At 59.2% G+C, this 18,436-nt stretch carries 17 protein-coding genes, 1 tRNA gene and 1 pseudogene; 8 read left to right on the top strand and 11 right to left on the bottom strand.

Annotation, left to right across the window (positions count from 1 at the left end; genetic code table 11):
- Positions 1–53: 53 nt before the first annotated feature.
- The 8 genes and pseudogenes from BQ4888_RS13350 to BQ4888_RS13315 all read left to right on the top strand — a co-directional run bounded on the left by BQ4888_RS13350 (position 54) and on the right by BQ4888_RS13315 (position 8,676).
- A tRNA-Asn gene (locus BQ4888_RS13350) sits at positions 54–129 on the top strand.
- A gap of 271 nt (positions 130–400) precedes the next feature.
- Entirely contained in the window at positions 401–1,864 is a 1,464-nt protein-coding gene (locus tag BQ4888_RS13345) for a class I SAM-dependent DNA methyltransferase (protein WP_092057752.1), read from the top strand.
- Complete coding sequence (locus tag BQ4888_RS13340; protein ID WP_092057751.1) at positions 1,861–3,093, top strand: restriction endonuclease subunit S; 1,233 nt, start codon at positions 1,861–1,863, stop codon at positions 3,091–3,093. The genes BQ4888_RS13345 and BQ4888_RS13340 overlap by 4 nt, the downstream gene beginning before the upstream one ends.
- A 50-nt stretch (positions 3,094–3,143) precedes the next feature.
- Positions 3,144–3,707 (top strand): hypothetical protein, encoded by a 564-nt coding sequence (locus BQ4888_RS13335; protein ID WP_092057750.1) that lies wholly within the window; start codon positions 3,144–3,146, stop codon positions 3,705–3,707.
- 47 nt (positions 3,708–3,754) lie between these two features.
- Positions 3,755–4,060 (top strand): winged helix-turn-helix domain-containing protein, encoded by a 306-nt coding sequence (locus BQ4888_RS13330; protein WP_092057749.1) that lies wholly within the window; start codon positions 3,755–3,757, stop codon positions 4,058–4,060.
- On the top strand, positions 4,057–6,486 hold the full coding sequence (gene hsdR / locus BQ4888_RS13325) for an EcoAI/FtnUII family type I restriction enzme subunit R (RefSeq protein WP_092057748.1): 2,430 nt from the start codon (positions 4,057–4,059) through the stop codon (positions 6,484–6,486). Before BQ4888_RS13330 ends, hsdR begins: the two co-directional genes overlap by 4 nt.
- A gap of 91 nt (positions 6,487–6,577) precedes the next feature.
- Positions 6,578–7,199: pseudogene (upp, locus tag BQ4888_RS13320) on the top strand (uracil phosphoribosyltransferase).
- A 58-nt stretch (positions 7,200–7,257) separates the two neighbouring features.
- A complete protein-coding gene (locus BQ4888_RS13315; protein ID WP_092057747.1) occupies positions 7,258–8,676 on the top strand; it encodes an aldehyde dehydrogenase family protein in 1,419 nt (472 codons plus the stop codon).
- Between the two features lie 82 nt (positions 8,677–8,758).
- On the opposite strand, the gene BQ4888_RS13310 is transcribed toward BQ4888_RS13315, so the two are convergent.
- From BQ4888_RS13310 to BQ4888_RS13260, 11 genes are all read right to left on the bottom strand, one after another.
- Positions 8,759–9,049 carry a Dabb family protein gene (locus BQ4888_RS13310; protein ID WP_092057746.1) on the bottom strand — a complete coding sequence of 97 codons (291 nt, stop codon included), beginning with the start codon at positions 9,047–9,049 and terminating at the stop codon, positions 8,759–8,761.
- Positions 9,050–9,094: 45 nt separating this feature from the next.
- Entirely contained in the window at positions 9,095–9,664 is a 570-nt protein-coding gene (locus tag BQ4888_RS13305; protein WP_092057745.1) for a LemA family protein, read from the bottom strand.
- A 30-nt stretch (positions 9,665–9,694) separates the two neighbouring features.
- The gene (locus BQ4888_RS13300; RefSeq protein ID WP_092057744.1) at positions 9,695–11,674 is read right to left on the bottom strand and encodes a GIDE domain-containing protein; all 1,980 of its coding nucleotides are present in this window, start codon (positions 11,672–11,674) and stop codon (positions 9,695–9,697) included.
- 18 nt (positions 11,675–11,692) lie between these two features.
- Positions 11,693–14,068 carry a peptidase U32 family protein gene (locus BQ4888_RS13295; protein ID WP_092057743.1) on the bottom strand — a complete coding sequence of 792 codons (2,376 nt, stop codon included), beginning with the start codon at positions 14,066–14,068 and terminating at the stop codon, positions 11,693–11,695.
- Positions 14,069–14,191: 123 nt separating this feature from the next.
- Positions 14,192–14,800 carry a class I SAM-dependent DNA methyltransferase gene (locus BQ4888_RS13290; protein WP_092057742.1) on the bottom strand — a complete coding sequence of 203 codons (609 nt, stop codon included), beginning with the start codon at positions 14,798–14,800 and terminating at the stop codon, positions 14,192–14,194.
- A gap of 98 nt (positions 14,801–14,898) precedes the next feature.
- A complete protein-coding gene (locus BQ4888_RS13285; RefSeq protein WP_092057741.1) occupies positions 14,899–16,284 on the bottom strand; it encodes an IS5 family transposase in 1,386 nt (461 codons plus the stop codon).
- A gap of 116 nt (positions 16,285–16,400) precedes the next feature.
- Positions 16,401–16,775, bottom strand: coding sequence for a hypothetical protein (locus BQ4888_RS13280; RefSeq protein ID WP_092057740.1), 375 nt, complete (start codon positions 16,773–16,775; stop codon positions 16,401–16,403).
- A gap of 198 nt (positions 16,776–16,973) precedes the next feature.
- Positions 16,974–17,273, bottom strand: coding sequence for a type II toxin-antitoxin system RelE/ParE family toxin (locus BQ4888_RS13275; protein ID WP_092057739.1), 300 nt, complete (start codon positions 17,271–17,273; stop codon positions 16,974–16,976).
- Positions 17,270–17,542 carry a YlcI/YnfO family protein gene (locus tag BQ4888_RS13270; RefSeq protein WP_092057738.1) on the bottom strand — a complete coding sequence of 91 codons (273 nt, stop codon included), beginning with the start codon at positions 17,540–17,542 and terminating at the stop codon, positions 17,270–17,272. The genes BQ4888_RS13275 and BQ4888_RS13270 overlap by 4 nt, the downstream gene beginning before the upstream one ends.
- Positions 17,543–17,651: 109 nt before the next feature.
- Positions 17,652–17,978, bottom strand: coding sequence for a helix-turn-helix domain-containing protein (locus tag BQ4888_RS13265; protein ID WP_092057737.1), 327 nt, complete (start codon positions 17,976–17,978; stop codon positions 17,652–17,654).
- Positions 17,956–18,297 (bottom strand): type II toxin-antitoxin system RelE/ParE family toxin, encoded by a 342-nt coding sequence (locus BQ4888_RS13260; RefSeq protein ID WP_092057736.1) that lies wholly within the window; start codon positions 18,295–18,297, stop codon positions 17,956–17,958. The genes BQ4888_RS13265 and BQ4888_RS13260 overlap by 23 nt, the downstream gene beginning before the upstream one ends.
- Positions 18,298–18,436: the final 139 nt, after the last annotated feature.

The following is an 18,436-nucleotide window of genomic DNA, read 5'->3' as shown; positions in this document are numbered from 1 at the left end:
AAGCCCTTGACACCCCCGGGGCAATCTCGTATATTCCGGCCCTGTAACGACATTCCCCAATAGCTCAGTCGGTAGAGCAGGTGGCTGTTAACCACCCTGTCCCTGGTTCGAGTCCGGGTTGGGGAGCCAAACAAATCGAGGGTCTACGGTTTATTCCGTAGGCCCTTTTTTTGTTTGGGCGATGGGGCCCCTGGAGGCCCCTTTTTGTGGGAAAGGGAGGCGACGACGGCGCGGAACCCGGTCGGGAGACTCGCGTTACGGCCCGGAAGATTCCCGTTTCCGGTTTTCCGACCGGCTGTGGTAGCATGGTTGACTAAAGTGCCGGAATATTTGCCCCTAAACAGACGTCTTCACTTTCCGTGACGGCAATAAACGGCCATTACCGAAGCCAAGGAAATTCATGTTCCGTCAAACCTTTAAAAATATCGATGACGTCCTCTGGAAAGAGGCCGGTTGTTCCTCCGAACTCGACTACACCGAGCAGTCTTCATGGATGCTTTTTCTCAAGTATCTGGATGATCTGGAGCGTGAACGCGCCATGCGCGCCGAACTGGAGGGGAAAAGCTACACCTTCATCATCGGGGAGGACTATCAGTGGTCCCGCTGGGCGGCGCCCAAAAAGGAGGACGGCTCCTTCGATCACGATAGGGCGATGACCGGCGATGACCTTATCGCCTTTGTGGATAGAGAGCTCTTTCCTTACCTGCAGGGTTTCAAGCAGCGTGCGTCGTCGCCGGACACCATCGAATACAAGATTGGCGAAATCTTCGGTGAGATCAAGAACAAGTTCCGCAGCGGTTACAGCCTGCGTGATGCCCTGGAGCTAATGGACAAGCTCAAGTTCCGTTCGCAGACAGAGAAGCATGAGCTTTCCGTGCTCTACGAAGAGAAGATCAAGAATATGGGGAATGCCGGGCGCAATGGCGGCGAGTATTACACTCCCCGGCCCCTGATCCGGGCCATGATCCAGGTCGTCAAGCCGAAGATCGGTGAACGCATTTACGATGGTGCCGTGGGGTCGGCGGGCTTCTTGTGCGAAGCGTATGATTACCTGCGCCATCCCAAAGACGGCGGCAAACTGACCACCAGCCAGTTGGAGACTCTGCAGACCAAGACCTTTTACGGCAAGGAGAAGAAGAGCCTCGCCTACGTCATCGCGATCATGAACATGATCCTGCATGGCATCGACGCACCGAACATTATCCACACCAACACGTTGGCCGAGAACCTCAGCGATATTCAGGAAAAGGACCGTTTTGACGTGATCCTGGCCAATCCTCCTTTCGGCGGCAAAGAGCGCAAGGAGGTCCAGCAGAACTTCCCCATCAAGACCGGCGAGACCGCCTTCCTCTTCCTGCAACATTTCATCAAGTCGCTCAGGGCGGGTGGCCGGGCGGCGGTGGTGATCAAGAACACCTTCCTATCCAATTCCGATAACGCCTCAAAAGCCCTGCGCAAAGAGCTGCTCGAAAGCTGCAACCTGCATACGGTGCTCGATTGCCCCGGCGGCACCTTCCTGGGGGCCGGCGTGAAGACGGTGGTGCTCTTCTTCGAGAAAGGTGCTCCGACCCGTAAGGTCTGGTACTACCAGCTCGATCCGGGTCGCAATATGGGCAAGACCAATGCGCTGAATGACGATGACATGAAAGAGTTTGTAGCGCTGCAGGCGAGCTTTGCCGATTCGGATAAATCGTGGTCGGTCGATGTGAAGGAGATCGATCAGGCGAGCTTTGATCTCTCGGTAAAGAACCCGAACAAGGGGGAGGAAGCACCGCTGCGTGGTCCGCAGGAGATTCTGGATGAGATTGCGGTGCTGGATGCGGAGAGTGCGGAGATTCTGGCTGGTATTCGGGAGATGGTATGATGAGCTGGAAAGAGGACTCGCTTGGCGATGTATGCGAGCTGATAAATAGGGGTGTAGCTCCCAAATACATTGAGGAAGGTGGGGTTGCTGTACTCAACCAAAAATGTATTCGTGATCACAGCATCAATCCGAGTCTTGCGCGTCGTCATGACTCTGCGGCCAAGAAGGTAAACCCTGATCGGTACATAAAGGTTGGTGACGTTTTAGTTAATTCTACTGGTACGGGCACCTTGGGACGAGTAGCCCAGGTTCGTCAAGAGCCAAACGAACCGACCACAGTTGATACACACGTAACCATTGTAAGACCTCAGCCAGGGAAGTTCTTCAACGACTTCTTTGGCTACATGATGATCAAGATTGAAGAAGAGATTGCAACAAGCGGTGAAGGCGCGAGTGGCCAAACAGAATTGGCCAGAAGTGTCTTAGCTGAAAAGTTCAGAGTTTCATATCCAGACTCCCTCCCAGAACAAAAGCGCATAGTCGACATCCTCGATGAAGCCTTTGCGGGGATCGATGCGGCCATCGCCAATACCGAGAAGAATCACGCCAATGCTCGTGAGCTGTTTGAAAGCTATCTGAATGCTGTGTTCACCCAGAAGGGGGACGGGTGGGTGGAGAAGACGCTGGGGGAGGTTTATGACGTTCGGGATGGCACGCATGACTCGCCTAAGTATCATTCAGAAGGGTTCCCACTTGTCACCTCCAAAAATTTAAAGAGAGATGGGCTAAATTTAGAGAAAGTGCAATACATATCTGAGTCTGATTACCTTAAGATAAACGAGAGAAGCGCAGTATCTGTCGGCGACGTTCTTTTGGCAATGATTGGGACAATAGGAAACCCAACTGTTGTTGAAGTAGAGCCGTCATTCTCTATTAAAAATGTGGCTTTATTCAAAGTACCACAGGGTCAAAATAGTCATTTTTTAAAGTATTATCTTCAATCAGGCTTTGTTGTTTCGAAAATGAAAAAAGAGGCGAAAGGAACCACACAAAAATTTGTCGGATTGGGGTATCTAAGGAGCTTTCCTATTTTTGTGCCGAGCCTATCTGATCAAAATAAAATTGTCTCAAGGCTTGATGATATATGCACAGAGTCCAATAATCTCGAATCCCTCTACAAGAAAAAACTCACCGCCCTCGCCGAACTCAAGCAATCCATCCTGCAAAAAGCCTTCGCCGGGGAGCTGACCACCCTGCTGGAAAACGCGATTGATGAGGCTGTGGCATGAACGAGACCGAAACCCGCGACTAATTAATCATGTAGCAAGGAGAAAAAATCATGATTGAAAATATGACCCACAAACAATTCATCGAAAAATGCAACGAAGCGGGTGAGGCGAAGAAAAAACCGTCTGTCAGATACGATCAAACAGCAAGGTCTTGTGGTAGAGTCGGCGACTTCTCCATAAAGGGCTTATCATTCTTGGCTAGTTTGCTTTCTGATAGTGCGACTGCAGCAGGGGCGATGAAAGAACAGAGTCAGATGCCGGATCATTCCAAGATTTGGGCGATGGGGTTTCTCGCCGAATTTAATCCTGAGGGGCACCTGGCATTTGAAGATCCACAGGCATTGAGAAATTTCGCTCAGCAGGTTGTCGAGGGGCGTGACCAATATGAACCCGTCACGGCTACTGTGACTGAAGCACAAATAAAGAGAGCCAGAATTCCTTCTATAGACATCCTGAAACAGGTTATTCAGAGGCTAGACGGTAATGGAGTTAAGGTATCTATGGAGACGATTCTCGAAGAGATAGAAGAATATTACGAAGCCGAAGAGATGACCTTACCCTCCGGCTGGGAAAAAATAACTGAGAACAATCTTAAAAAATGGAAGTTGGTTTAGGCTGTCTGCGGTTTTTTTTATTCTGAATACTTGGAAAGAAATGACTCATGAACGAAGCCGAAACCTGTGCCGAACTGATTGAGAGCGATATCTTTCGTTTCATTCTAGCCTTGCCCGCCTTGGAGCAGGCAGGTGAAATGTTGGTTGAGGTGCCTGCGGAAACGTCGGGGAAAACGTCGGGGAAAATTGTCGTGGCCATAAGGAAAAACCCCTCGATCACCATCCCCGAATTGTCTCGGTTTGTCGGGGTGACGGAACGTTCTATTGAGCGGAACCTTCAGAAACTTCAGGAAAATGGTCGCATCCGTCGAGTCGGTCCGGCAAAAGGCGGCCCCTGGGTGGTCATCGAATGAACGAAGCCGAAACCCGTGCCGAACTGATCGACCCTGCCTTGAACGCTGCCGGCTGGGGGGTGGCCGAGGACAGTCGTGTGCGCCGTGAGGTCATCACTCTAGGCAGGCTGCAGGGGGCGGGTAGGCGCTCGAAACAGGACATCGCCGATTATGTGTTGATCTATCGGAGCCAGAAGCTGGCGGTGATCGAAGCCAAGCGGCGGGACCTCCCCGATACCGAGGGCGTGGATCAGGCGAAGCGCTACGCCGGGATGTTGCAGGCCCGTTTCACCTATTCGACCAACGGCGTCGGCATCTATCAGATCGACATGAGCACCGGCAGGGAAGGGTATGTTGACTGCTACCCGAGCCCGGATGAACTCTGGGCCATGACCTACGCCGAGGAGAATGAGTGGCGCAACAAGTTTGCCGAGGTGCCGTTCGAAGATAAGAGTGGACAGTGGCAGCCGCGCTACTACCAGCATAATGCGATCAACAATGCGCTTGAGGCGATTGTCGCGGGGAAGAACCGCATTCTGCTGACGCTGGCGACGGGTACCGGCAAAACCGCCATCGCCTTCCAGATTGCCTGGAAACTGTTTCACAGCCGCTGGACCTTGAACGGCGACGGCAACCGCCGACCCCGCATCCTTTTTCTTGCCGACCGCAATATCCTCGCCAACCAGGCCTTCAATGCCTTTTCCGCCTTTCCCGAAGACGCGCTGGTGCGTATCGATCCGGCGATCATCCGCAAGAAGGGGATGGTTCCCAAGAACGGCAGCATCTTCTTCACCATCTTCCAGACCTTCATGACCGGTCGCGATGCCCAAGGGACCCCCGCTCCGAGTTTCGGCGACTATCCCCCCGACTTCTTCGACTTCATCATCATTGATGAGTGCCATCGCGGCGGCGCCAACGACGAGAGCAACTGGCGCGGCATCATGGAGTACTTTTCGCCTGCCGTGCAGCTTGGCTTGACGGCAACCCCGAAACGCCAGGGGAATGCCGACACCTATCGCTACTTTAACGACCCGGTCTATATCTACTCGCTCAAAGAAGGGATCAACGACGGCTTCCTGACCCCGTTCAAGGTGCAGCAAATCGCCACCACTCTGGACGATTACATTTACACGCCGGATGACAAGGTGGTCGAAGGCGAGGTGGAGGAGGGCAAGCTTTACGGGGAGGATGATTTCAACAAGATCATCGTGATTAAGGAGCGCGAGGCATATCGGGTCAAGCTCTTCATGAACATGATCGACCAGAAGCAGAAGGGGCTGGTGTTCTGTGCCACGCAGGACCATGCGGCGGCGGTTCGTGATCTGGTCAATCAAATAAAGAGCATTACCGACCCGAACTACTGTGTGCGGGTAACCGCCCGAGACGGGGAAGAGGGAGAGCGCTGGCTGCGGACTTTTCAGGACAATGAGAAGACCATACCGACACTTCTGACCACCTCGCAGAAGCTCTCAACGGGGGTCGATGCGCGCAACGTGCGCCACATCGTGCTGATGCGCCCGGTGAACTCCATGATCGAGTTCAAGCAGATCGTTGGCCGAGGGACCCGCCTTTTTGACGGCAAGGACTACTTCACCATTTATGACTTCGTCGGGGCATACAAGCATTTCAGCGATCCCGAGTGGGATGGCGAGCCGGAGAATCCCGACCCTTGCAAGACCTGCGGCAACGATCCCTGTACCTGTGAAGCGCCGGTCTGTGCCCGCTGCGGTAAGTGGCCTTGTGTCTGCGTCTGCGCAAAATGCGGCATGAAACCCTGTATCTGCCCTTGCGAGAAGTGCGGTGAAAAACCCTGCGTCTGTGTGTGCGACACCTGTGGCAAAAAGCCTTGTGTCTGCAACAAGGTCATGATCAAGCTGGCGGACGGCAAGGAGCGCAAGATTCAGCACATGATGGCGACCACCTTCTGGAATCTGGACGGCAGGCCCATGTCCGCCGCTCAGTTTGTCGAGCAGCTTTACGGTGAGCTTCCGGCCCTGTTCAAGGATGAAGACGAGCTGCGGGCGATCTGGGGACAGCCCGATACCCGCAAGGCCCTGCTGGAAGGCTTGGCCGAAAAAGGCTTCGGCTCCTTGCAGCTGGCCGAGACCAAAAAGATGATCGATGCCGAAGAGAGCGATGTTTTCGACGTGCTGGCCTATATCGCCTTTACCTTGCAGCCAATGAGCCGCAAGGAGCGGGTAGCCGCGCACAAGAGCCGGATTTTGACCCACTACCGGGACCGGCAGCAAGCCTTTCTGGAGTTTGTCCTGGGCGAGTATGTCAAAGAGGGCGTCGGTGAACTGGATGTCGCAAAATTGCCGGGGCTGCTGGAGTTGAAGTATGGCAATGCCTACGATGCCGCCGAGGAACTGGGCGGAGCCGCGCTCATAAGAGAAACCTTTGTGGGGTTTCAGCGTCATCTGTATGCGCGTGGGGAGCAGGATTGACGTCGGCAACGCCCCCCTGGAGGTGTTCACGGGAATAATCCGCGACAAGAGCGACGCCAGCGCAGGTTGATTCAAGGGGAAAGGAGGCACCATGGCGGTCATCGAGGTTGGGCATCCGCTGGTCAGGCACAAGCTGGGGCTGATGCGCCGGCAGAATATCAGCACCAAGGAATTCCGCGAGCTGGCTTCGGAGGTGGCGCGTCTGCTGACCTATGAGGCGACCAACTGGAAACGGAACGGCACACCATTCGCGGCTGGGCGGGCCGGTGGCGGTGGAACGGATCAAGGGGAAGAAGGTTACCATCTTTCCCATCCTCCGGGCCGGGCTGGGGATGTTGGACGGGGTGCTCGATCTCATTCCCAGCGCCAAGGTCAGCGTCGTGGGCATCTACCGGGATGAGAAGACGCTGGAGCCGGTCACCTATTTTCGCAAACTTGCCGGAAACCTGGCCCATCGCAGCGCGCTCATCGTCGATCCGATGCTGGCGACAGGGGGAAGCTTGGTGGCGACCATCGATATGCTCAAGTTCGCCGGTTGCACCAGCATCCGCGGACTTTTTCTCGTCGCCGCCCCCGAGGGGATCGAGCGGGTGCGGCAGGCCCATGCCGATGTCGATCTGTACGTCGCGGCGGTTGACGAGCGTCTGAACGAACAGGGCTATATCCTTCCCGGTCTGGGCGATGCCGGGGACAAAATTTTCGGGACTCGGTAATTTTTGCTGGTAGACTTCTTCGTTCCATCCCCTTTCAATAAAAGTTCAGGAGAGAGCCATGCGCGATTACCAGAAGTTCTATATCGATGGCCGCTGGGTCGAGTCCCGGGGCCGGGAAACGATCGAGGTTGTCAATCCGGCGAGCGAGCAGGTCATGGCGCGGATTCCGGCGGGCGTCGGCGAAGATGCCGAGGCGGCGATTGCTGCTGCCCGCCGCGCTTTTGACGGCTGGGCGGCGACGCCGGTCGCGCAACGCCAGGCGCTGCTGGAAAAACTCCGGCACGGGCTGAGCGAGCGCGCCGAGGAGTTGGCCGAGGTTATCACCGATGAGGTCGGCATGCCGCTGAAGATGACCCAGCGGGTGCAGGTCGGCCTGCCCATCGCGGTACTGGAGAGCACCATCAAGCTGCTCGATGATTTTTCCTTCGAGGAGACCGTCGGGAATTCGCTGGTGCTGCGCGAGGCGGTGGGAGTGGTGGCCTGCATCACCCCCTGGAACTATCCCCTCCATCAGATCGTCGCCAAGCTCGCCCCGGCGCTGGCCGCCGGCTGCACGGTGATCCTCAAGCCGAGTGAGGTCGCCCCCTGCAACGCCTTCATCCTTGCCGAGCTGATCGACGCCGCCGGTTTCCCGCCGGGGGTCTTCAATCTGATCTGCGGCACCGGGCCGGTGGTCGGCGAAGTGCTGGCCGCCCATCCCGAGGTGGACATGGTCTCCTTCACCGGCTCGACCCGCGCCGGCAAGCGGGTCTCCGAGCTGGCCGCCGCGACGGTCAAGCGCCTCGCGCTGGAGTTGGGAGGCAAGTCGGCGGCGGTCGTGCTCGACGATGCCGACCTGGCGACGGCGATCAAAGGCACCTTGAACGCCTGCTTCCTCAATTCGGGCCAGACCTGCTCGGCTCACACCCGACTGCTGGTGCCGGAAAGCCGCTACGACGAGGCGGCGCGTCTGGCGACGGAAGGGGCGCGGGGCTTCACCGTCGGCGACCCGAAGGGCGGCCAGGCCAAGCTCGGGCCGCTGGTCTCGGCGGTGCAGCGGGAGCGGGTGCGGGAGTACATTCAAAAAGGGCTCGCCGAGGGGGCTGAGCTGCTCTGTGGCGGCGCCGAGGCACCGGAAGGATTGGCGACCGGCTACTATGTGCAACCGACGGTCTTCGGCCGGGTGACGCCGACCATGACCATCGCCCGCGAGGAGATCTTCGGCCCGGTCCTTTCCATCCTGACCTATCGGGACGAAGCGGAAGCGATCCGCATCGCCAACGACTCCCCCTACGGCCTGGCCGGGGCGGTCTGGTCGGCGGACGGGGAGCGGGCGCAACGGGTCGCCCGGCGCCTGCGTACCGGCCAGGTCGACATCAATGGCGGCCGTTTCAACCTCCTCGCCCCCTTCGGCGGCTACAAGCAGTCGGGACACGGCCGCGAGTTCGGCACCTTCGGGCTGGAGGAGTTCCTCGAAATCAAATCCCTGCAACTCTAAGGCGCACCCCCATCCCCCAAGAAAGAACGGGACCGACTCCCCAGGGAGCGGTCCCGTTTTGCGTTTTTGCCTTGGATCTCGCTCAACACTCGAAATCGACGGCGACCACGCTTTCGGCCAGCACCTTGACCTTGGCCACGACCGCCTGGTGGTCGGGGTGTACCTGGTAGCGGTCGAGGGCGGCGAGGTCGTCAAAGTCGGCAACCAGGGCGAGGTCGTAGGAGCGGGCCGAGCGCAGCACGTCGCGGCCGCAGCTGAAGGCGCGGATCTCGGCGATGAGCCCGGGCAGGCCGTTGAGGCTCGCTTCGAGATCGGCGATGGCGGACTCGCCGGCGTCGGCCTTGAATTTGAAAAAGATGATGTGTCGGATCATGGGGCTTCCTCCTGGGGATGAAATGAACGGCGATCCTTCGCCGAATCAGTTGGCGCGGAACTCGACCGCCACATCGGCGCGGTGGGCCGGATCGATCCGCCACAACTCGCGGTTGGCGAAATTGAAGAGGCGGGCGACAAGCACGTCGGGGAACTGCTCGATGCGGATGTTGTAGAGGTTCACCGACTCGTTGTAGAGCTCGCGGCGGTCGGCGATCATCTCTTCGATCTCGGTGATGCGCGTGCTGAGCTGCTTGAAGACCTTGTCGGCCTTGAGCTCGGGGTAGCGCTCGACGACCATGAAGAGGGAACGCAGGGTGTCGGTCAGGGCGTTCTGGGCGGCAAGCTGCTCCTGATCCCCCTGGGCATTGGCGATCATCGAGCGGGCCTTGACCACCGCTTCGAGGGTCTGCCGTTCGTGTTGCATGTAGCCTTCGCAGACCTTGATCAGCTTGGGCAGTTCGTCGAAGCGTTGCTTGAGTAGCACGTCGATGTTGCTCCAGGCCTTGTCGATGTTGTTCTTCAGCGTCACCAGGCCGTTGTAAACGACGATGACGTAGAGGATAAGCAACACCAGAACGAGCAGGATGACGCCGAGGGGGATCCAGAGGGTCATGAGTGCCTCCTTGCAGAGTGGTGAAAAGAGTTAAAAATCAACCAGCCGGGTCAGCGCGAGCACCGCCAACCCCAGGCCAAGAATTAAAAAGACCGCGCTGAGCACGCCGTAGCCCCGGGTGAGATGGGCTTCCGACTCGGTTTCGGCGATGATGAAGGGCAGATCCCGCCGTGCCGGGCGGCCGATCACCACCGACGACGGCCGGGGGCCGTCTTCGTCCGCTGTCGCCAGGGACTGGCGCAGCACCCGCTCTTCGACCTCCTCGCGGGCGGCCTGCCATTCGTCGGCGCTGATGCGGCCGTCACCGTCGGCATCATAGCGGTTCATCAGGTGGCGGTTCTGTTTCAGTTCGCGCAGGGCGGCGAGGGTTCGTTCCCGCAGGCTGCTTGCCGCCGGTCGGGGAGCGGAAGCGTAACCGACGACGTAAACCGGGGCGCCCTCGGGAATGATCTCCTCGATCCATTTTTCCGTCGGATCGGAGACGGACGAGGCCATCAGCAACATGCTCATCTGGCCGGGCAGTCCTTCCTGACGGTGGCGGGGTTTGAGGACGGCGCCCCGGGGATCGACGGTGAGGCGGCCGGTGTCGTCCTCGACCGCAAAGGGGATCGGCCCGCAGTCGGTGGTGCTGACCTCCTCCCAACTCTGGTTTTCGTGATTGCGCCGCAGCTTGCGCAGGCGGTAAAAGACGCAGGGCTGCTGGGTCATGGGCGAGACCACGGCATATGTGCGTCGCGCCCGGCCGTGAACCTCGACCAGCCCCAGCGCCACTGAGCGAGCCTTGCTGGTCGGCAGATTTTCCAGATGGCGCTTCAGCCGCAGGTAGTAGAAGCCCCCCCAGAAAGCGCCCCCGGCAAAGAGGGCAGGGAGCAGGCCATTGCGCATCCCTTGGCGAACCAGCGCGGTCACCGTCTCGCCGATGACGCCGAAGAGGGCCATGCCCACGCCCATCGCCACCAGAAAAATCCGCAGCAGCAGTCGTCGGGAATGGCGCCGCAGCGGCGGCAGTTCTTCGGGCAGGGGCAGGGGCACGCCTTGCGCCGTCGGAGCCGGTTTGGCGGCGTCTTCCCCCAGGGCCGCGGCCACTTCCTCCATCCCCGGCAGCTTGACCCCGGCGGCCGTGGCGACCACCGCCGCAGCCGGTCCGCCGATCAGGGCGGTGAGGGTGGCCGGAATCTCGGCTGACGCGGTCCGACTTGCTTCCTCGGCGGCGATCTGGTGACGCCACAGGTCGGCCATCAGCCAGCCGAAGCGGGTCAGGGGGGCGAGCTGTTCCCGCCCCGGCGCCTCCCCGGGCGGCACCCGCTTCAGGGCGCAACCGGGAAGAGCCGCGAGACCGAAATCGCAGCGCAACTGGAAGTCGTCGGCGCGCTCCCGGATCAGGCGCAGAATCGCCTTGAGATTGCCGGCGACACTATAGCTCTTGTGTTCTTCCAGCCCTTGGGGATCGAAGCGTCCTGCGAAGATGCGCACCCCGGATCGCACCCGGTAGTCGGCATCGAGCAGATAGAGGTCGAGGATCGGCTGATGCTGCAGTGCGGTCTTGAAGATTTCGTCGTCGTCGAGGCGGCTCAGGGCATCGGCGCCGCGATAGGCGGTCTGCACCAGCAGGCGCTTGAGGTCGCGGTCGACCACGGCGCCGCTGAGATCGGCGAGAACGCCAAGCACCCGCGATTCGCCGTCGAGGGATACTTCCTTTTCGCCGGTGAGAAAGGTCAGGCTTTCGCCGCCGAGGCGGAAACCCTGCACCCGCGCCGGGGCGAAGCGCGGCGGGGTCGGATCGACCAGCCAGTGCTCGATGCCCTGTTCCGTCAAGAGCGGCGTGATCTTTTCGAGGGTTTCGTCGGGGCCGTTGGCGAGCAGGGCAATCCCCTGGCCGAGCAGGCGCTGGCGGGCGGCAAAGGCGTCGAGGCCGAAACGCTTCGCCAGCGTCGCCGGCAGGCTTTCGAGCCCCTCCGCTCCCGGCGAGACCTTGTTGACGATCAGCAGCCGATTCCGCTCCTTGGACATCCTCTCCCCTCCGCCTCCCTATTCCATCCCCGACTCATAGTTGAAGAGGGTCGTCCCCGGCAGCGCCTGTCCCTTCTTCAGCGCCTCCATGACCTGCTTGCCTTTGGGCGAGAAAGGGCCGAGATGCCCCAGTTCCAGGGTGAAGCGGCCGCAGCCGAGCCCTTGCAGTTCGGGGAGGCGACCCAAAAGGGAGAAGTCCGTTTCCGAGGTCAGCACCGTCAAATCCCCCGATTTGTGCACCCGGTAGGTGTCCCCCCGGTCGGAGACCACCGGCGTGTCGCCGCGCACCCCTTTGATCGGGATGCGCGAAGTGATGAGCGGTACCGAGGCGTAAACCACCATCCCCAAGGGCATGCCGACGGGGCGTTGCAGGATGTCACCCAGATTGTCACGGTCATCCTCGATGTACAGGGCCGCTTCTCCGGCGCCCAGTTCCTTCCAGGCGAGAAGGGCCTGGCTGTTGAGGGCATAAAGCCGGTAACTGGTGCTCAGCAGGAGCCCCTCCAGCCCGGCGAAGAGTTCGAAATGGGCGAGATTGTTGAGGCGGAAAGAAAGAAAGCCCCGGTTCACCAGCTCGCGGACGGTGGCGCGGTAGCCATCCCACTGGTGATCGAAAATGATGAAGGGAATATCCCAGACGATCTGTTCCCCCCGGTCGTCGCCGCGCTTGCCCAGACGGCCTGACTCCTGGACGTTGCCCGGGGTCAGGGGGAGGATCAGGCGATCGACGGCCGAGTCATTAAGCAACTGGGCGTCGCGGCTGTCGCGGATGGCGACGCTGATCCGCCGTTCCTCGGCGGCGCGGCGCGGCGCGGCGGGGAGCAAGTCGGCCAGGGCCGCCTGGCGATGCTCGCGGCGCACCCGCCCCCGGCGCTCTTCCGCTTCCCGGCGCAGCGCCTGGTAGAAATCACGGCGGATCTCCTTGAGCCGCTTGGGCGGGATGACCACCGCCGGCAGTTCCCCGGTGGTCAAATCGCGCAGGGCGAAGGGCTCGTCCGCGGCCTTTGCGAAGACCCCCCTTAAGATCTCGGGAGTCAGCGAGGAGTCCCCGGCCGGGTAGCTCTCCAGCGGGTAGTCCCCTTCGACGCGGATGGCGCCGCAGGACCCGACGATGTGCATGCGCTCGGCGCTGACGGACAGCTCCAGGTCGACCGGAGCCGGTTCCCGGCGCACCGCCTCCAGCTTGCGCCGGCAGGCGACCTCGCTCATGGTGAAGGCCTGCTCCGAAGAGACCTTGAAGACCCCGTCGCCGACCTTGAAAATCCCGGAAAAGGGGGAGGGGACGGTGACGTAGCTGTCGGCATTGACCTTTTTCACTGGGTTGCGTCCGAGCAGCAGGCTCTTCACGGTAAAGGCGGTGCCGGCCTGGTCGCTCTTCGGCTGGATGCGCAGGCGGTCGCCGACGTGCAGCCGGTCGCGGGTTTTGAAGGAGACATCGCCGCCGCGCACCGCCGCGACCTCGCCGAGCAACTGCCCGGTCGCCCCCTTGATCGAGGGGACGGCGATGTCGGTGGGGATGCCGCCGGGGAGAAAGCCCTTGGTCGGCGGCCGCCCGAAGGAAGACTTGAGCAGCTGCTTGGCCTCCTTGACCGCCTCCGCCCGTTTGGTGGCGGGGGCGTCGAGGGCCAGCCGGTAGGCGCCGACGACGTTGGCGACGTACTCGGCGCTCTTCATCCTCCCTTCGATCTTGAAGCTGATGACCCCGGCTTCGCGCAACTGCGGCAAGAGGTCGATGGCCGAGAGGTCGTTGGGGGAAAAATAGTAGCCGTCGTTCTGGCGATAGCGGTAGCGGCGGCGGCATGGCTGGGCGCAGCGCCCGCGGTTGCCGCTCTTGCCGCCGAGAAAGGAGGAAAAATAGCACTGGCCGGAAAAGCAGAAACAGAGGGCGCCGTGGATGAAGTGCTCCAGCTCCAGGGTGGTTTGGGCGCGGATCGCGGCGATCTCCGCCAGGGAGAGTTCTCGGGCCAGCACGCCCCGGGTAAAACCCATCTTCTCCAGCATCCGCACCCCGGCGGCGTTGTGCACCGTCATCTGCGTCGAGGCGTGCAGCTCGATCCCGGGAAAGTGCTCCTTCGCCAGCCGCCAGACCGCCAGATCCTGCAAAATCACCGCGTCGATCCCCATCGCTTCCAGTGCCGCGAGGGTGTCGACCAGCTGCGGCAGCTCCGCTTCCTTGACCAGGGTGTTGAGGGTGACGTAGACCTTGCGCCCGCGCTGGTGGGCGTAGGCGAGCATCCGCTCCATGTCGGTCAGGGAAAAGTTCTTCGCCTTGGCCCGGGCGGAAAACTCCTTGAGCCCGGCGTAGACGGCATCAGCGCCGCTTTCCATGGCGGCGAAGAAGGCTTCGAGGCTACCGCAGGGGGCGAGCAGTTCGGGTTTAACGGGAGGGGTCATGAAATGCCTGAAATGAAAAAGGCCGGGGCGCGAACCAGCCCGGCCGAAGTTGTCCGATGGTTAAAAACTAGCATGGGGGGGAGGCGCGAAGCAATGGGAAAATAAAGCGAATCCGGATGGCGGTCAGGCGGGCCGTTGAGCCATGACGACGAGATGCTTCAACGGATACTGATCGAATTCGAGGTGCCGGCAAAGGCACCCCGCTTCCTTGATGACGTCGAGCAGGCCCGGGATCCCGAGCGTGCTGTAATAGAGGGGAGGCCCCATTGCCGAGTCGACGTGCTCGTCCGCATGATCAAGCCCCCCCGCGGAAAAGATAAAGACGCCTCCGGCCTCCAGGGCATGCATGAGTTTCAGCAGCAACGGTCGTTGTTCTTCAAGTCGGACATGCCAAATGCTGTCCCAGGCCGAGATGAAGCGATAGGTGCGCTGGGGGCGCCAGCCGCAGACGTCGGCATGATGCAGAAGGACAGCGGGATCGGCGACTCTGGCCAATTCAATCATACGCTCGGAGATATCGATGCCCTCGATCCGCAACCCGCGATCGCGCAGCATAGGGTTGAAGCGAGTATTGCAGCCGCAGCCGACATTAAGCGCCCAGCCTTCGCTGCCGTCGTCAAGAAAGGCCAGGGCACGCTCGTGTTGGCGAACGCCGTCAGTCCGACCAAACCGCTCGTCCAGCCAGCGTTCGGCCAGTGAATTATAGGCAGAGGCAATGGTGGAGTGATCCATTTCGAGCCATCCGAGATTTGCGGGGAAAAGGGGTCATGTGACTTTTCCAGTTTGGTTTTGAATACATAGTCGTCCCTGAAAAATTCGAAATTTCGCCTTCAGGCGATACCCGAAGGGAATTCCATGTTGAACCCAGGTGACCGTATCCGTTCCCTGGCGACCCAACCGGCTCGTTTGAGCAACATCAGCAACGATTTGAGTCGGTCCAGTTCTTTGAAAACAAGCCAAAGAAGAGCCCGCAGAAGCTTTCTCAGGTTGAAGCCGCAGGCGGCCAGGATGGCATTCATCTTGTCGCCGTCGGTACCCTTGAGATAGTTGCGATCCATCCGGTTGTCCTGCTTCATGTGGCCAATGACCGGCTCAATGGCGGATCGCCGCTTGAACCAGCGCCACTCACTCGGCTTCATGCTCTTTTTCCGTCGATTGGCCAGGTGAACGTTGGTTGCGCCCAGTTGCTTCGGGTTGCCCTTGTAACCCTTGTCCACGTAGGCATTTTCGGCCTCCCAGCCAACGAGGCGCCGGATCTGTTGCAGGGCGCCTTTGAGGGTGTGGCCGTCGAACGGATTGCCGTGCAGCGCCTCCACGCTGACGATCCAGTTGTCCTTGGACGTTGTCGCCACCGACACCTTGCAGCCGAACTCGTATTTCTTGTGGGCCTTGCCCTTGCTGATGCACTCCACCTCGGGGGCGTGCAGGCTGTACAGTTTGTCTTTGTCGTTACGCTTCTGGGTCAGCAGCCTTTTGGTCAGATGCAGCAACTCCGCCAGCTCTTCGTCCGGCTGCGGACAGTTGCGCAGGAGGTTGCGATACACCCGACCCAGGTAGTTCTTGATCTTCTTCTGTTCTGCTTTCGCCCGCCGCATCTGCCGAGCATGGGCATAGCGGCCGGCCATGATCAGGGCGGTCTTGCCGAGGCGAAGGTAGCTCTGCCGTAACGGAATGCCGCGCTTCTTCGCCGCCTTGACCAGGAGCACCCGCGCCTTGTGCTGCAGCCGGGCGTCTGTCGGATAGGCGATCGCCTTCTCCTGCACCGTGGTGTCGACGTTGACCCGCTCCAGGTGCGACTCGGTCAGATGTTCGCCGCGCTTGGCCGTCTCCAACGTCTCGCCAAACAACGGCTCCATGTTTTTCGGGCCGATCCGCTTGCGCCAGCGCACCAAGGAACTCGGATCGAGGGGCAGGCGATGGATGAAGAACTCGAACCCGCAGAAATATTGCCAGTAGGGGTTCTCCAGCAACCGAGCCACCACCGATTCGTCGCTCTCGTCGAAGGCGTGCTTCAAGTAGTGCAGCCCGACCATTAACCGGGTCGGCAATGCCGGACGCCCTTTGTCGGCATACAACCGGCCAAACGTCTGGTCGAACACGGACCAGTCGATCTGGTTGGCCAATACGAACAGCGGATGGTTCCTGTCAAGGATCTGGTCAAGGCGCGATCGAAACAGTTCGGCCTGATCTTGCGGTTGCGGCTTCTTTGGCTTCATGAAATCACCAGAAATTGGAGTGTGAACTCTTCTTTCCGGTGATTTTATCAATCATAAACAGCGAATTAAACATTTAATTTCGAATACTTAACATTTTTCAGAGACGACTAATATAGCTATAAAATTCTCCCTATGCGGACCAGAGACAGCAGTAAAAAATGCCCCACCGTTCCAACAGACAGCATCACACCTGTCCGCACTAAATTCTCTCCTGAAAGAAAATCCATACCCTTAGCCAAACCAGGATAGACGGTAAATCCCAAGATCTGCACTACAAGAATAAATACCGCAGATACTGCAACCGAGATATAAACAATTTCTCTGTATGAGAAGGCTTTCGCCTTCAAGTAGGCGACAAACACAACCGCCACAAAGGCCAACAATAAAGGCAAGTAACGAGCAACCATCCCTTCTGGGCCGCGTGACGAAACAATAAAACCAAGCAACCCTAGAACCTCGAATAACGCTAAGTAGCCAATAATTCTATACATGATTATCCATCACTTTACAGTTAAGGGGATAGATCCATCGTGACCAATTAGGTTCGGGAAGAGTGTTTTGTCACCACTGCCTACATCAAAGGAAAAAGGGGACGGACGAAAGGAAAAAGGGGACGGATTTATTTTTCCGATCATTGCCGCACAGGCAAGCGAGCATGAGGACAACAGAAGAAATCCAGCAACGTCCGCTCAGCGATAATCGTCTTCGCGTTGATGGCGAACCGCGAGGACGGTGACGGTTTTATCGTCTTCGATCTCAAAAAGCGCGACATAGCCGCCGCCACTGAAAGGTATCACCAACTCGCGCAGAAAAGGGTCGTCGGGGGTCGCCTTGCGGCAGGTAAAGGGAAAATCGCGCAGGACGGCGATGCTCTTTTCGATGGCATCGAGGGCGCCGCGCGCGGCGCGCGGGTCTTTTCGCAGGAGGAAATCGTACAACCGCAGAAGGTCTTCCCTGGCGGTCCTGGTGTAACGGACAGCAAAGCTCACTTGCGGTCTTCGCCCTCGTTACGGGCCAGCATATCGCGCATGCTCGCCAAAACCTCGTCGGCGGAATAATACTCGCCGCTGTGGCGGGCTGCGTCGCGTCCGGCCAAACCCCGCGTCACAAATTCCCGTTGCAGTTTCCGTTGCTCGATGCCGTCGCGCAGGGCCTTCTCCATGAAACCGGAGAGGGTTTCCCCTTCGTGTAAAACACTTTCGGCTGCCGCGCGCAGTTCGGGATCGACCCGGAGGGACGGTATCGTGGCTGTTTTCATGGCGAACTCCTTGCATTGCGTTTGCAACACATTCTAGAGGCTTTTGGCGCCGGCGGCAAGCGTGCTTTCGCGTCGCGAAAATGGTGACGGATTTTGCCGAGTTCCGAGGTCATGATACTTCTCTATCCCTGTTGTTAATGCCCCCGGCGGCGGACTCCTTGACAAGGCGCAGTTCGAGGCGACAGCCAAGGGCATGGGCATATTTGCGAAGGGTGGCGAGTGAGGGCGAATGTCTGCTGTTGCCGGATTCGAGCCGGGCAATGGCCGACTGGGTGGTACCGATACGCTCGGCGACCTCCGCCTGTGTAACGCCCGCCGCCGCCCTGGCTTTCAGAAATTCATCGAGCAAGGCAAACTCTTCTTCCAGTTTGTCGTATTCATCCTTCACCTCGGCGTGGGCGAGGGCGCGCGCCTTAAGCTCTTTGTGAGAAAGCATCTTTGGCCTCCTTCAGACGCCTGCGCGCAATGGCAAGCTCATTGGGCGGCGTCTTATCGGTTTTCTTGACGAAGTGGTGCAACATGACGATCTTGCGTCCGATGACCGTACAGAAGAACACCCTGGCGATCCCTTCGGAAGCTTTCAGCCGCAACTCGAACAACCCTTCCCCCATTGCGCGGGTATGAGGCATCCCCAAGTCGGGGCCATATACTTCCATCCGGTCTGTGTAGCGAAGGTACCGGGCGAGCAAGCCGCCCGGCATTTCCAGGATGGCTGCCTGAACGGTTTCGCTGACGTAGGTGATTGTCCAGTGCATGGCCAGATTATAGCATATTTGCTATGAATGTCTAGGGGATCTGAACAGGGGAAATCCGGAAATGCGAAAAGCGCGCTTTCGCCCTCATTTTATCTTCGATTTCAGCTGGATCGTCTCGCCGGCCAAACTACCAAAAATT

It is taken from the genome of Desulfuromonas acetexigens (assembly GCF_900111775.1).
In the GTDB taxonomy this organism is placed as follows: Bacteria; Desulfobacterota; Desulfuromonadia; order Desulfuromonadales; family Trichloromonadaceae; genus Trichloromonas; species Trichloromonas acetexigens.
Note: the sequence above shows the minus strand (reverse complement) of the source record. Positions and strands in the feature narration are given on the sequence as shown.